At 32.9% G+C, this 13,915-nt stretch carries 15 protein-coding genes; 7 read left to right on the forward strand and 8 right to left on the reverse strand.

What is annotated here, in order from left to right; genetic code table 11:
• Nucleotides 1-13: 13 nt before the first annotated feature.
• Both N7277_RS08455 and N7277_RS08460 read right to left on the reverse strand, forming a co-directional pair.
• Nucleotides 14-1,198, reverse strand: a complete 1,185-nt coding sequence (locus N7277_RS08455; protein ID WP_274779128.1) for a sigma-54-dependent transcriptional regulator — start codon at nucleotides 1,196-1,198, stop codon at nucleotides 14-16.
• Between the two features lie 86 nt (nucleotides 1,199-1,284).
• Nucleotides 1,285-1,938: a YggS family pyridoxal phosphate-dependent enzyme gene (locus N7277_RS08460; protein ID WP_274779129.1), complete on the reverse strand. Its 654-nt coding sequence runs from the start codon at nucleotides 1,936-1,938 to the stop codon at nucleotides 1,285-1,287.
• 88 nt (nucleotides 1,939-2,026) lie between these two features.
• On the opposite strand from N7277_RS08460, the gene N7277_RS08465 reads away from it, so the two are divergent.
• Genes N7277_RS08465 through arsB form a run of 6 tightly spaced genes read left to right on the forward strand, consistent with a single transcriptional unit; the run spans nucleotide 2,027 to nucleotide 6,321 of the window.
• Nucleotides 2,027-2,356 carry an ArsR/SmtB family transcription factor gene (locus N7277_RS08465; RefSeq protein ID WP_274779130.1) on the forward strand — a complete coding sequence of 110 codons (330 nt, stop codon included), beginning with the start codon at nucleotides 2,027-2,029 and terminating at the stop codon, nucleotides 2,354-2,356.
• Nucleotides 2,357-2,379: 23 nt separating this feature from the next.
• Nucleotides 2,380-3,219: an arsenite methyltransferase gene (locus N7277_RS08470; RefSeq protein WP_274779131.1), complete on the forward strand. Its 840-nt coding sequence runs from the start codon at nucleotides 2,380-2,382 to the stop codon at nucleotides 3,217-3,219.
• A gap of 12 nt (nucleotides 3,220-3,231) precedes the next feature.
• The gene (locus tag N7277_RS08475; RefSeq protein WP_274779132.1) at nucleotides 3,232-3,852 is read left to right on the forward strand and encodes a class I SAM-dependent methyltransferase; all 621 of its coding nucleotides are present in this window, start codon (nucleotides 3,232-3,234) and stop codon (nucleotides 3,850-3,852) included.
• A 9-nt stretch (nucleotides 3,853-3,861) separates the two neighbouring features.
• Complete coding sequence (locus tag N7277_RS08480; protein WP_274779133.1) at nucleotides 3,862-4,650, forward strand: cation transporter; 789 nt, start codon at nucleotides 3,862-3,864, stop codon at nucleotides 4,648-4,650.
• 4 nt (nucleotides 4,651-4,654) lie between these two features.
• Complete coding sequence (locus N7277_RS08485) at nucleotides 4,655-5,269, forward strand: arsenate-mycothiol transferase ArsC (protein ID WP_274779134.1); 615 nt, start codon at nucleotides 4,655-4,657, stop codon at nucleotides 5,267-5,269.
• 20 nt (nucleotides 5,270-5,289) lie between these two features.
• Entirely contained in the window at nucleotides 5,290-6,321 is a 1,032-nt protein-coding gene (gene arsB / locus N7277_RS08490; protein WP_274779135.1) for an ACR3 family arsenite efflux transporter, read from the forward strand.
• 21 nt (nucleotides 6,322-6,342) lie between these two features.
• Here the strand turns inward: arsB and N7277_RS08495 are convergent, their stop codons facing one another.
• From N7277_RS08495 to N7277_RS08520, 6 genes are all read right to left on the reverse strand, one after another.
• A complete protein-coding gene (locus tag N7277_RS08495; RefSeq protein WP_274779136.1) occupies nucleotides 6,343-7,023 on the reverse strand; it encodes an SIR2 family NAD-dependent protein deacylase in 681 nt (226 codons plus the stop codon).
• On the reverse strand, nucleotides 7,020-7,346 hold the full coding sequence (locus N7277_RS08500; protein ID WP_274779137.1) for a hypothetical protein: 327 nt from the start codon (nucleotides 7,344-7,346) through the stop codon (nucleotides 7,020-7,022). The genes N7277_RS08495 and N7277_RS08500 overlap by 4 nt, the downstream gene beginning before the upstream one ends.
• Nucleotides 7,347-7,350: 4 nt before the next feature.
• Nucleotides 7,351-8,910, reverse strand: a complete 1,560-nt coding sequence (locus N7277_RS08505; protein ID WP_274779138.1) for an amidase — start codon at nucleotides 8,908-8,910, stop codon at nucleotides 7,351-7,353.
• Nucleotides 8,911-8,959: 49 nt separating this feature from the next.
• On the reverse strand, nucleotides 8,960-11,515 hold the full coding sequence (locus tag N7277_RS08510; protein WP_274779139.1) for a heavy metal translocating P-type ATPase: 2,556 nt from the start codon (nucleotides 11,513-11,515) through the stop codon (nucleotides 8,960-8,962).
• A gap of 109 nt (nucleotides 11,516-11,624) precedes the next feature.
• Nucleotides 11,625-12,164 carry a helix-turn-helix transcriptional regulator gene (locus N7277_RS08515; RefSeq protein ID WP_274779140.1) on the reverse strand — a complete coding sequence of 180 codons (540 nt, stop codon included), beginning with the start codon at nucleotides 12,162-12,164 and terminating at the stop codon, nucleotides 11,625-11,627.
• A gap of 20 nt (nucleotides 12,165-12,184) precedes the next feature.
• Nucleotides 12,185-12,577 (reverse strand): acyl-CoA thioesterase, encoded by a 393-nt coding sequence (locus N7277_RS08520; protein WP_274779141.1) that lies wholly within the window; start codon nucleotides 12,575-12,577, stop codon nucleotides 12,185-12,187.
• Between the two features lie 184 nt (nucleotides 12,578-12,761).
• On the opposite strand from N7277_RS08520, the gene N7277_RS08525 reads away from it, so the two are divergent.
• Entirely contained in the window at nucleotides 12,762-13,628 is an 867-nt protein-coding gene (locus N7277_RS08525) for an aldo/keto reductase (protein ID WP_274779142.1), read from the forward strand.
• Nucleotides 13,629-13,915 lie beyond the last annotated feature (287 nt).

Below are 13,915 nucleotides of genomic sequence, written 5' to 3' on the forward strand. Positions count from 1 at the left end.
ATCATCCATTTTACTATTTTCTTACGAAAGCTGCTACATCTTCTTCGCTTACAGGATTTCCGCCCAAAATAATTAAACGTTCTACTACGTTTCTCAGTTCACGAATGTTTCCTGTCCATGAGAAATTTTGCAATGCTTTTATTGCTTTATCATCAAATTTTCTAACTGTATTTCCTTGTTCATCTGCAATGATTTGAGCAAAATGTTCTACCAAAAGCGGAATGTCTTCCTTTCTAGCATTTAATGGTGGTACATAAATTTCAATGACAGAAAGTCTGTGATATAAATCTTCTCTAAACTTGCCAGCTTCTATTTCTTTTTGTAAATTTTTATTGGTTGCAGCTACCACTCTTACATCTACTTTTATTTCTTTATCACTTCCTACAGGTGAAACTCTGCTTTCCTGAAGTGCACGAAGAACTTTGGCTTGTGCAACCAAACTCATATCCCCAATTTCGTCAAGGAAAATAGTTCCTCCATTTGCTAATTCAAATTTACCTTGTTTGTCTTTTATAGCACCTGTAAATGAGCCTTTTACGTGACCGAAAAGTTCAGATTCTATTAATTCTGATGGAATGGCCGCGCAGTTTACCTCAATCATTGGTCCTCTACTTCTTTCACTTTGTGCATGAATAGAGTGGGCTACCAACTCTTTACCAGCACCATTAGGACCTGTAATCAAAACTCTAGCATCTGTAGCCGCTACTTTTTCAATCATATTCTGAATTTTAGTAAGCGCTTCAGAAGCCCCAATCATTTGATATTTTTTATTAACTTTTTTCTTCAGTTGGGTATTCTCTTTTTGAAGAACTTTAGTAGTTTGAACTAGATTTTTACGGTCAAGAGCATTTCTTACGCTGGTAATCAATCTATTGATGTCTATAGGTTTTGAAATAAAATCATAAGCACCATCTTTAAGAGAATTTACTGCGGTGTCTATATCAGCATGACCAGAAATCATTACAAAAGTGGTATCTGGTTTTAATTGAAGTGCTTGTTTTAACAATTCAGTACCTGATAGTTTTGGCATTTTTATATCTGAAATCACCAATGCGAAATCATCTTTTTCAATGAGTTTGTAGGCTTCTAAACCATCTTCTGCTACCAAAACTTCGTAATTGGTTAATTCATCTGATAAAATACTGTGCAGTACACCAGAAATTGCTTTTTCGTCTTCTACGATTAATACTTTTTGCATAAGGCAAATTTAATGATTTATATTCAGTTTTAGTCTTACAGAATTTTGATTAAATTTTTCAAGTATATAATGAAAAATATAAGATTTTAATAGTTTCTAGCCCCGAAAATTGCAGAACCAATTCTTACAGAAGTAGAACCACATTCTATTGCAAGAGCAAAATCGTCACTCATTCCCATAGAGAGTGTTTCTAGTTTTCTGAAGGTAGAAAGTTCATCAAATAAAGATTTGAGTATCAAAAATTCAGATTTTACTTGAGTTTTGTTGTCTGTAAAAGTAGCCATCCCCATCAATCCTAGAATTTCAATATTTGGATATTGATGTTCTAAATAATTACTGAAAATTTCTTTAGCTTCTGAGATTTCAAGACCATACTTGGTTTCTTCTTCGGCAATTTTTACTTGAAGTAAAACTTTAATTATCCTATTGTTTTTTACTGCTTCTTTATTAATTTCTAATAATAATTTTTCAGAATCTACACTTTGTATGGTATCTATAAAAGGAGCAATGTATTTTACTTTATTGGTTTGTAAATGCCCGATTAAATGCCATTTAATATCAGCGGGGAGTTCATTTACTTTCGATAAAAGTTCTTGTACTTTATTTTCTCCAAAAACTTTTTGTCCGCAATCATAAACTTCTTTAATTTTTTCAACAGGATGAAATTTAGAAACGGCTACTAGTTCTACGTTTTCTGGAATTTGAGCTTTTATTTTATGGTAATTTTCTTGAATAGACATGATTTTGAATTTCTTTTTCAAATTTATGAAGAATATTTTGGTTTTGAAAATTATATATCGTAATATTGCAATATGAAAATATAAAAATATGGGAATTTCTAAAACTGAACATTTCACAGAAGAACAAAATGAAGTCGCAAAATTGATGAAAGCGCTTTCTCATCCTGCTAGGATTGCGATTGTAGAATATTTACTTTCTGTAGATTCATGTATTTGTAATGATATTGTAGAAGAGATAAAATTGGCCCAACCTACTGTTTCTCAACATTTGAAGGAATTGAAGAACGTAGGGATTATTCAGGGTGAAATAGACGGGAAAGCCATTTGTTACTGCATCAATCCAGAAACATTGAAAAAAATGGAACATTTTATTTCTGAAATTTTCCAAAAAATAGAAAAACAAAATAACTGTTGCTAAATAAAAATCTAAAAATATTAATTATGAATTCTAACGAAGAAATCAAAGAAATGGTAAAGCAAAAATATGCAGAAATCGCTTTACAAAACCAGGATACTAACGCTTCATCTTGCTGTGGTAGTGGCGGTTGTAGTACAGAAGTGTACAATATTATGACTGATGATTATGACCATTTGGAAGGATATAATCCAGATGCAGACCTTAAATTAGGTTGCGGTTTGCCTACAGAATTTGCCAAAATTAAAAAAGGAGATTATGTAGTAGATTTAGGAAGTGGAGCGGGGAATGACTGTTTCGTAGCTCGTGCAGAAACTGGCGAATCTGGAAAAGTGGTTGGGATAGATTTCACTCCTGAAATGATAGAAAAAGCCAGAAATAATGCAGATAAATTAGGTTTCAATAATGTAGAATTCCGTTTGGGAGATATCGAGAACATCCCTTTAATGAGCAATGTTGCTGATGTTGTGGTAAGCAACTGCGTAATGAATTTGGTGCCTAACAAACCAAAAGCTTTTGCAGAAGTTCAACGAATTCTGAAACCAACTGGTCATTTTTCTATTTCAGATATTGTTTTGGTGGGAGATTTGCCAGAGAAAATTAAAAATGCTGCAGAAATGTACGCTGGATGTGTAGCTTCGGCCATTCAAATGGAAGATTATTTGAAAATCATCGAAAATTCTGGTTTCAAAAACATTACTTTACAGAAGAAAAAACCGATTATCGTTCCCGATGATATTCTAAAAAATTACCTGAACGAAGAAGAAATTCAGCAGTATAAAGATTCTACAACTAGAATTTACAGTATCACTGTTTACGCAGAGAAAGTAGTTGGTTGTTGTACTCCAAATACTGGGTGTTGTTAAAAAATTGAAAACATGGAGTTTGACAAAAAACAACATTGGGAAAATGTTTTCGCCACAAAAAAAGAAACGGAAGTAAGTTGGTATCAAAAAAAACCTGAAACCTCTCTACAGTTTTTTGAAAGAAATGAAATTCCAAAAAACGCCAAAATTTTAGAAATTGGCGGCGGAGATAGTTATTTGATTGACAATCTTTTAGAGCAAGGTTATGAAAGTATTACTTTACTTGATATTTCAGAAAATGCGATAGAAAGAATCAAGAAAAGACTAGGCGAGAAAGCAGAAAAAGTACATTTTGTAGTGTCTGATATTTTAGATTTTTCTCCTTCAGAAAAATTTGATGTGATAAATGATAGAGCGAGTTTTCATTTTTTGACCAAAGAAGAAGATATTCAAAAATATGCTACTTTGATGAGCGAAATTTTAGGAGAAAACGGACTGTATTTTGTGGGAACCTTTTCAGAATCAGGACCTCTGAAATGTAGTGGTTTAGAAATTACGCAATACAGCAAAGAGAAGTTCTTGAAAATTTTCGGAACTCATTTTTCGCAGCTCCATAGTTTTGAAGAAGTACATAAAACACCTTTTGAAACTACTCAAAACTTTATTTTCTGCGAATTCCAAAAGAAAATGTAATTTTATGTGATGAAAAAGTCCAAATTCAAAATCCATAAAATGGATTGCCCTTCAGAAGAGCAAATCATCAGAATGAAGCTTCAGAATTTTACATCGATTGAAGCCTTGGATTTTGATATTCCCAATCGAGAATTATTGGTTTTTCATCATGAAAATGAAGAAGAAATTTTCAAACAATTAGAAACGCTAAATTTTGATACACAGCATATTTCTACAGAATTTACCCAAGAAAAACTCCAAGAACACAAAAATCAAACACAATTGCTTTGGAGTGTTTTAGGAATCAATTTTTTCTTTTTTTTGTTAGAAATTTTCTATGGTTTTTGGTCTAATTCTATGGGATTAGTTGCCGATAGTCTAGATATGTTGGCAGATAGTTTTGTGTATTTATTGGCTTTATTTGCAGTAGGAAAAGCCATTGAAAGAAAGAAAAATGTTGCCAAAATCAGCGGATATTTTCAGTTGATTTTGGCAATTTTAGGTTTAACAGAAGTTTTGCGAAGGTTTTTTGTGAAAACAGAAGTTCCAGAATTTCAAATGATGATGCTTATTTCGTTTTTTGCATTATTAGGAAACGCAGCTTGTCTTTATCTTTTGCAAAAAAGTAAAAGCAAAGAAGCTCATATTCAGGCGAGTGTAATCTTTACCAATAATGATGTGATGATCAACCTGGGTGTGATAATTGCTGGGATTTTAGTCTATTTTACACATAGCAAAATGCCAGATTTAGCCATTGGAACTCTTATTTTTATCTTGGTGACGAGAGGTGCTTTTTCGATTTTAAAACTATCAAAATAATCAAATGAACTTAAAAATTAGAGAAATAATTGCTCAACTTTCCACGGAAAGAATTTCTGAGGAACGAAAAATAATACTTCAACCTTTAATTCAATTTATATCTTCTAAATTATCTAAAAATGAAGAAGTTAGATTAAATTTTATTTGTACTCATAATTCCAGAAGGAGTCATCTTTCACAGATTTGGGCGCAAACGATGGCTTATTATTATCAAATTGAAAATGTTTTTTGTTATTCTGGTGGAACAGAAGCGACAGCAATGTTTCCGAAAGTAGCAGAAACGCTTGCAAATCAAGGTTTTGAAATTTTAAAATTATCAGAAACTGAGAATCCTGTTTATGCTGTAAAATTTGCCGAAAATGAACATGCTGTGATTTGTTTTTCTAAAAAATATGATGATAATTTCAACCCAAAATCAGAATTTGCTGCTATTCTCACGTGTGATTCTGCAGACGAAAATTGCCCGATTGTTTACGGTGCAGAAGCCAGAATTCCCATAAAATATGAAGATCCAAAAAAATCTGACGGAATAGCTGAAATGAATGAAACGTATTTCAATAGAAGTTTAGAAATCGCTACAGAAATGAAATTTATTTTTGAAAATATAAGAAAATCATAAATCAAACTCATAAAATTAACATGAAACCCAAACTAAAATTTCTTGACAGATATTTAACATTATGGATTTTTTCAGCAATGATTTTTGGAGTTTTGCTAGGGAAATTTGTGCCAGCGATTCCAGAAACCATCAATCAGTTTTCTAGTGGGACGACTAATATTCCATTGGCGATTGGTTTGATTCTCATGATGTTTCCGCCTTTAGCTAAAGTAGATTATAGTCTTTTGCCTATGGCTTTTAAAGACCGTAAAACGATGGGAGTTTCTTTGCTTCTGAATTGGATTATTGGTCCGATTTTGATGTTCGTTTTGGCGATTATTTTTCTGAAAGACGAACCCAATTATATGGTTGGGCTGATTTTGATAGGTTTGGCAAGATGTATCGCGATGGTTATCGTGTGGAATGATTTGGCTTCTGGAAATCGTGAATATGCCGCAATGTTGGTGGCACTTAACAGTATTTTTCAAGTGTTTACGTACAGTTTTTACGCTTGGTTGTTTATTAATTTTTTACCACAATATTTAGGTTTTGGAAATTTTGAAATCTCAGTTCCCATGAAAGATGTAGCGATAAGTGTTGCCATTTATTTGGGAATTCCTTTTGTTGCAGGTTTTTTGACAAGATATTTCTTAATTCAACAAAAAGGAAAAGAGTGGTACAATAGAGTTTTCGTTCCGAAAATTTCGCCCATTACGTTATATGCTTTGCTGTTTACAATAGTGGTAATGTTCAGTTTAAAAGGCGATAAAATTGTAGAATTGCCTTTTGATGTGCTTAAAATAGCAGTTACATTGGTGATTTATTTTGTTTTGATGTTTTTCACCAGTTTCTTTATCAATTATAAATTAGGAATTGATTATGATAAAAACGCTTCGGTTTCTTTCACCGCCACTGGAAATAATTTTGAACTCGCGATTGCTGTTGCCATTGCTGTTTTTGGGATTCATTCTAAAGAGGCTTTTGCAGGAGTAATTGGACCACTCATAGAAGTTCCTGTGCTTATTTTACTGGTAAAAGCAAGTCTTTGGTTAAAGAAAAAATGGTATAAATAAAGCGAGAAAAAATCTCGCTTTTTATTTTAATAATCGTTCTCTTAAAATCCTCATTCCTTCTGTAGCAGATGTTTTTAAGAAATTTTCGTGTTTGGTGAACTGGTTTTCTAAATGTGGATCAATCACAAAAATTTCACAATTTTTAGGAACGTAATGTATCAATCCAGCAGCTGGATACACTTGCAAAGAAGTACCTATGACAATGAAAATATCAGCTTCAGAAGCAATTTCGGTGGCATGATCCATTTCTGGAACCATTTCGCCAAACCAAACAATATGCGGACGAAGTTGATCTCCAAATTCATCTAAATCACCTAAATTACAGTCATTTTCCCAGTCGTAAATTTTCGTTTCATCATTTACCGAACGTACTTTTTTCAATTCTCCGTGTAGATGTATCACTTTATTAGACCCTGCTCTTTCGTGCAAATCATCTACATTTTGAGTAATGATGTGTACGTCAAAATGTTGTTCTAAATCTGCAAGAATTTCGTGAGCGAGATTGGGTTTTACTTCTTTCAGTTGTCTTCGTCTCAAATTATAAAAATCTAATACCAACTGAGGATTTCTTGCAAAACCTTCTGGCGAAGCCACATCTTCTATTCTGTGATTTTCCCAAAGTCCGTTAGAATCTCTAAATGTAGAAATTCCGCTTTCTGCCGAAATTCCTGCACCAGATAAAACGACGAGTTTCTTTTTCATTCCTCAATTTTTTTCTTACTTAATTTCTTTCTAAATTCTAGTTTTTGAAGTTGTCTTTCGATAATTAATTTGGCAATGGTTTTGCCAGAACTGATGGTTTTGTCTTCATTTTGAAGGGCAATTTTCAGTTTTTGTTCGCTGATGTCAATTCGGTATAATAAGTTGATTAATTTATTGAAGTCTTTGTCTATCAATTCATTAATATAAACGGCGAGATTGTTTTCTAGATCTTCTGCGGAATATTTTTCCAAAACTTCAGGAAACTCGTGAGAAATGAGTTTGTTCATTAATTGCTCGGGATTATATTTCTGAATATCAGACATTTTCCTAATTTTTGAATTGTGGAACTAATCTCTGTGGATTTTTTTGCTCAAAAGTATACGCCATGTTGATGAGTTTTCCCTCGCTCCAAGCTTCTGCGTAAAACAAAATTCCAACCGGTAATCCATCAATGTTTCCCATAGGAACGGTAATGCTAGGATAACCAGCAATCGCAGCAGCGCCAGAACCTTCAAAAATATAATTGTCGCCATTTACCATATCCGTTTTCCAAGCTGGACTGGTAGAAGCGGCGATAAGAGCGTCTAATTGATATTTTTTCAGTGTGGCATCAATTCCGTTTTTGCGGCTTCCTTCCTGAATTTCTTTTAATAATTTAGCGTAATTTTCATCTTGCATTCCTTTTGTAGCCTGTGTCATTTCTAGAAATTCTTGTTTGAAATATTTCATTTCTTCAGGATTGTTTTTATTGAATTCAATCAATTCTTCAACTGATTTTATTTTTGCATTCTGTCCTAAAGATTTGAAATAATTGTTCAATCCATCTTTGTATTCCAATATCATTAAATCAAAAGATTTTCCTTGAATTTCATTTGCAACGGGCTCCTCTGAAATTTCAACTAAAATAGCGCCTTCTTTTTCCAAAAATTTCAAATTTTCTTGAAAAAGTGCATCTACTTTTACATTTCCGCTTGATTTTTTAGAATAACCAATTCGTTTTCCTTTTAAACCGTCTAGTTTTAAGAAAGAAGTATAATCTGTTTTTGCTATATTTTTGGAAGCTAAAGTATGCGCGTCTTTTTCGTCAACACCTGTCAAAATTCCAAGTGCAATCGCAGCATCTTTTACCGTTCTCGTCATTGGTCCTGCTGTATCTTGCGAAACAGAAATTGGGATAATTCCGCTTCTGCTCACTAAACCAACCGTAGGTTTTAAACCCACAATTCCGTTTACGCTACTCGGACAAATAATAGAGCCGTTGGTTTCGGTTCCAATGGCAAAAATTCCCAAATTTGCAGAAATGGCAGCACCAGAACCTGCACTAGAACCACATGTATTTCTCGTTAAATCATAAGGATTTTTAGTTAAACCACCATTTCCACTCCAGCCAGAAACAGACATCATTCCACGGAAATTGGCCCATTCTGAAAGATTGGTTTTTCCGATGATAATGGCACCAGATTTTCTTAATTTTTCAACCAAAAATGCATCATGCAGCGGAAAAGAATCTTTCATAGCCAAAGAACCTGCTGTATTAGGCATTTTGTCTTTGGTGTCAATATTATCTTTCAGCAAAACAGGAACGCCAAAAAGTGCACCTTTCCTTAATTGCAAAGGGACTTGGTCTAAACTGTCTGCAATCTTCATTGCATCAGGATTTATTGTAATTACTGAATTGAGTTTTGCTCCATTTTTATCAACTTTTTCTATTCTTTCCAAGTAAGATTTTACAACATCTGTAATTTTATATTCTTTCTTTTGATAGCCTTTTTGAAGCTTTTCGATGTCGTATTCTAAGAATTTAAAATCTTTGTTATAATCTGTATTTTGAGCTTTCATTAAGAAGAATGAAGCTACTGAAAGCAGTGATAAAAGTTTTCTTTTCATTCGAGATATTATTTAACTCAAAGATACATTTTTAGACTAAAAAATCAAGTTAAATTTTCAATTTTACGTTGTTCAATCTCAAAGAATTAGCAATTACAGAAACAGAAGAAAAACTCATTGCCGCCGCAGCAAACATTGGTGATAATAAAACGCCAAAAATAGGGTAGAGCAAACCTGCAGCAATCGGAATTCCGAGCGTATTGTATGCAAAAGCAAAAAACAAGTTTTCTTTTACGTTTTTCATCATTTTTTCACTCAAAATTTTAGATTTAGCCACTCCAGAAATATCGCCTTTCAATAAAGTAATTTCTGCAGAATTCATTGCGATGTCTGTTCCTGTTCCCATAGCAATACCCACATTGGCTTGTGCAAGTGCAGGAGCGTCATTAATTCCATCGCCAGTCATGGCAACAATTTTTCCTTGATTTTGGAGGTTTTTAACCTCGTTTATTTTATCTTGAGGGAGACAATTTGCATAGAATTTTTTAATTCCGAGATTTTCAGCAACATGTTTTGCAGTAGCTTCGTTGTCGCCAGTCATCATGATGATTTCGATGCCTCTGTTTTGTAAAAATACTATAGCAGATTTAGCATTGTCTTTGATTTTATCTTTAAATCCGAAAACAGTAACTGCTTTTCCATCAATCGTTAAGTAAGAAACAGTATTCGCTTCGTTTTCTAAAATTTGGGATTTTTGAAGTAGATTTTCAGATATTTCAAAGTTATTTTCTTTGAGATAATGAATATTTCCTAGGAACAATTTTTTGCCATCAATTTCGCCCAAAATTCCTCTACCTGAAATGTTTTCAAAGTTTTTAACCTCTTTTAAACCCAAATCTTTAGCTTTATTTAAAATAGCTTGAGAAAGCGGATGTTCTGAATTTTTATTAAGAGAAGCTGCCAGTTGCAATGCTTCATTTTCATCAATATTTTCAGTTAAAATTTGAGTCAAAGAAGGCTTTCCTTCGGTTAAAGTTCCAGTTTTATCGGTGATAATTACGTTTACTTTCTGCATTTCTTCCAAGGCTTCTGCATTTTTAATCAAAATTCCGTTTCTGGCGCCTTTGCCAATTCCTACCATTACAGACATTGGTGTTGCTAAACCAAGAGCACACGGACAAGCCACTATCAATACTGCTAAAGCATTCACCAAAGCAAAAATCGCACGATTTTCTCCTCCGAAAAAGTACCAGAAAATGAAAGTTAACACTGAAATAGCAATCACCACTGGAACAAAAATTTTAGAAACTTTATCCGTTAATTTTTGAATGGGTGCTTTACTTCGGCTTGCAGAATTGACCATTTCTATAATTTGTGAAAGAAGCGTGTCTTTGCCAATTTTCTCTGTTTTCATGAGGAAAACTTGGTTTCCGTTGATGGTTCCAGAAGTGACTTTATCTCCCAATTTTTTTTCCGAAGGAATCGGTTCTCCAGTAATCATACTTTCGTCTATCGTGGTATTTCCTTCGATAATTTCTCCGTCAACTGGAATTTTTTCTCCTGGTTTTACTTTTAAAATATTACCAATTTTCACTTCTGAAATCGGAATGTTTTTTTCTGAATTATTTTGAATGAGATGTGCTTCTTTTGGAGACAAATTCATGAGTTCTTTGATGGCGTTTCCTGTTTTTTGATGGGCTTTTGCTTCCAACATCTGTCCAAAAATGACCAACGTTAAAATCACCGCTACCGCTTCGAAATATAGCGGAACTTCGTGATGATTTTGCATAAATTCATGCGGAATTAAACTTGGAAAAGTGAGTGCGAAAATGCTGTAAACAAAAGCTGCACTTGCTCCCAAACCAATCAGTGAAAACATATTAAGATTCCAAGATTTAAAAGAAATCCAAGCTCTTTTGAACAAAAACCAACCCGTGAAAAATACGACTGGAAGGGTGAAAATTAATTGTAAAATTCCAGAAACTCTTGAACTAAAAGGAAATTCAAAAAACATTCCGCCCATAGATAATAGGAAAACGGGAAGGGTAAAAGCTACAGAAATCCAGAATTTCTTTTTCAAATTTTTATAGGTATCGTCTTCAGATTCATCATCATTTCCTGTGATTTTCACCAAATCCATTCCGCAAACTGGGCAACCTACATTTTCGGGATAGGTTTTATCTCCTTCACAAAACATCGGACAATAATATTCTCCCAATTTTTCTGAAAAAGTTTCCACATGATGCTCATGTTTGGTTTCGTGGTGATGCTGATGCATTCCTTTCTTGCGATTTTCTTCTTTTTCTTCAATCGGTACACAGTACATATTACAAACTGGGCAACGTTTACCTTGCACGAAATAGACTTTGTCGCCTTCGCATTCCATCGGGCAATAATAGACAGAACTCATCGAAACTCTGTCTTGAGGTGGAATAAATTCTGTAGATTTCGGTTTTTCTGGGTCTTCTAAAACGTAGTTTCCTGCATTTTTAAGCTCAGAATTAAGTTTTTCTAAGTCGATTTCTTGTTCAGAAGTGATTTCAACGAAATTTCCTGCGAGGTTTACATCTGCTTTTATTCCTTCTAAATCATTTAAAGTAGAAGAAATTTTTTTCTGACAGCCTTCGCAAGACATTCCTAGAACATTATATTTTTTGGTATTCATCTTTCTTAATTTTGATACAAATTTCAAAATTAATCAAATAAAAACCATTATCAAATCTTGGCAGAATGTTATGAAATTTAGATTTTTAAGATTTTGTGAAAAGAAAATTTTAAATCAAATCAATAGGAAGTCTCTTTTTTTCTTTGAGTTCCTGAAATTGTGATGGCGAAAATCCAGTGATTTTTTTGAACTGTTGAGAAAGATGTTGAACTGTTTTATAACCTAGTTTGTCTGCAATCTGAGAAAGGGTAAGTTCGCGATAAATCAAAAGCTCCTTTACTTTTTCAATTTTCTGAAGAATGAAATATTGTTCTAAAGTGATGTTTTCTGTTTGTGAAAAAACCTTAGAAATACTGCTGTATTCTTTGTTAAGTTGATCTGAAAGGTATTTAGAAAGCAAGAAATCTTCATTAATATCAAGATTTTGAACTTTTTCTAAAATCAGTTTTTTGATGTTTTCGATTTGTTTCTGTGAAGCATCTTCTAGAATTTCAAAACCTATTTTTTTTAGGATTTCGTTGAGTTTTTCAAGTTGATTTTTTGAAATTTCTGTAGAAATATCCACCCATCCCAAATTCACAGAAACGAAATCAATTTCAGAATTTCGGAAAACATCTTCCACTGCAGTGATACAGCGGTTACAAACCATATTTTTAATAAAAATTTGCATTATCCTTTGCCTAATCGGTCTTCTACATATTCCACTTCGGTTTTTCCGTGTGGTTGTGGATTTCCATTTTCATCCAAAGATACAAAAACAATTTTGTCAATAGTAATAATGGTTTGGTGAGTCATTTTGTTTCTTACCTCGCAGCTAAGTGTTATAGAAGTTCTCCCGAAATTGGCTACTTCAATTCCGATTTCTATAATATCTCCTTGTTTTGCAGAATTTACGAAATTAATCTCGGAAATATATTTGGTAACTGTTCTAGGATTTTCTAATTGGATAATAGCGTACAAAGCGGCTTCTTCGTCTATCCATTGTAATAATTTGCCTCCAAAAAGAGTATGATTGGCGTTTAAATCTTCTGGTTTAATCCATTTTCTTGTGTGATAATTCATCTACATTATTTTTTCAAGCCACAAAATTATGCTATAAATATGAACTGAGCGTTAGTTTAAAATACTTTCTTTTCATTGATTTTATTGAAGGAAACTATAATTGTTTTGATGTGAATCTTCTGTTTTTACGAATAATTGCTTCAAAATTGAAGAGATAATTTTAACTTTGATAAAAATTAAAATTATGGATTTTTCAAAAATTATCATTGGGGTAATGCGATGGGGAGTTTGGGGAGCCAATCATTCTGTAAGTGGCGTTCAAAAATTAATAGAAAGCTCATTAGAAGAAGGTTTGTATACTTTTGACCATGCAGATATTTATGGTGGTTATACTACAGAAGAGTTATTTGGAAACGCTTTTTCTGATATGAAAATTGAGCGTGAAAAAATTCAGTTGATTACCAAATGTGGAATTTGTATGCCTTCTGAAAAGAAGAATTTTCCGCTGAAATACTATAATTATTCTAAAGAATATATTCTAAATCAGGTAGATGAAAGTTTGAAAAATCTAAAAACAGATTATATAGATTTGTTATTGTTACACAGACCATCCCCATTGATGAATCCTGAAGAAATAGCTGCTGCATTTGGGATTTTAAGAAGTTCTGGAAAAGTTAGAGATTTCGGGGTGAGCAATTTTTCTGTGACTCAGTTTGATTTAATTTCTAAATATTTTCCTCAATTGGTAACCAATCAAGTAGAAATTTCTTTGACGGAAACCAAAGCTTTTTACGATGGAACGATTAATCAAATGATGATGAAAAAGTTGCAACCTATGGCTTGGAGTGTGATGGGAAGTTATTTCGCAGAAGATTCTGAAAGAACAGCGAGAATAAAGTCTGTTTTGTCTGATTTGTCTAAAAAATATAATGCAGACGAAGCACAACTTTTGGTGGCGTTTCTTCTAAAACATCCTGCTAAAATTTTACCGATTATAGGAACGTCTAAAGCAGAAAGCATAAAATCTCTTAGAAAATCTCTTGAAATAGATTTAACTGTAGAAGATTGGTTTACTCTTTTAGAAGCCAGTTTAGGACATAAAGTGCCGTAGTGAAAAGTAGATATAAAGGTTAATATATTTCACTGAGGTTTATTTTAGAACCTAAGTTTTTGCGTGAGTACGAAGCGATTTGTCTGAGCTCTCCCGAAAATTTATTTTCGGGAAGCGAGTGAGCGTAGAACGACCTATTTTTCAGGGATTTAGGCTTTTGGAAATAGAGCACGCCAAAATAAAAATTGTTTATGTCATTTATTGTTGTATCTTGCGCAAGATTTCTTATAAATGTTTTTCAAAATAATGTTCATTCGTTTTTTGTCTTCTTTTATAATTCATCATTT

The sequence above is a fragment of the Cloacibacterium sp. TD35 genome (assembly GCF_028864635.1).
In the GTDB taxonomy this organism is placed as follows: domain Bacteria; phylum Bacteroidota; class Bacteroidia; order Flavobacteriales; family Weeksellaceae; genus Cloacibacterium.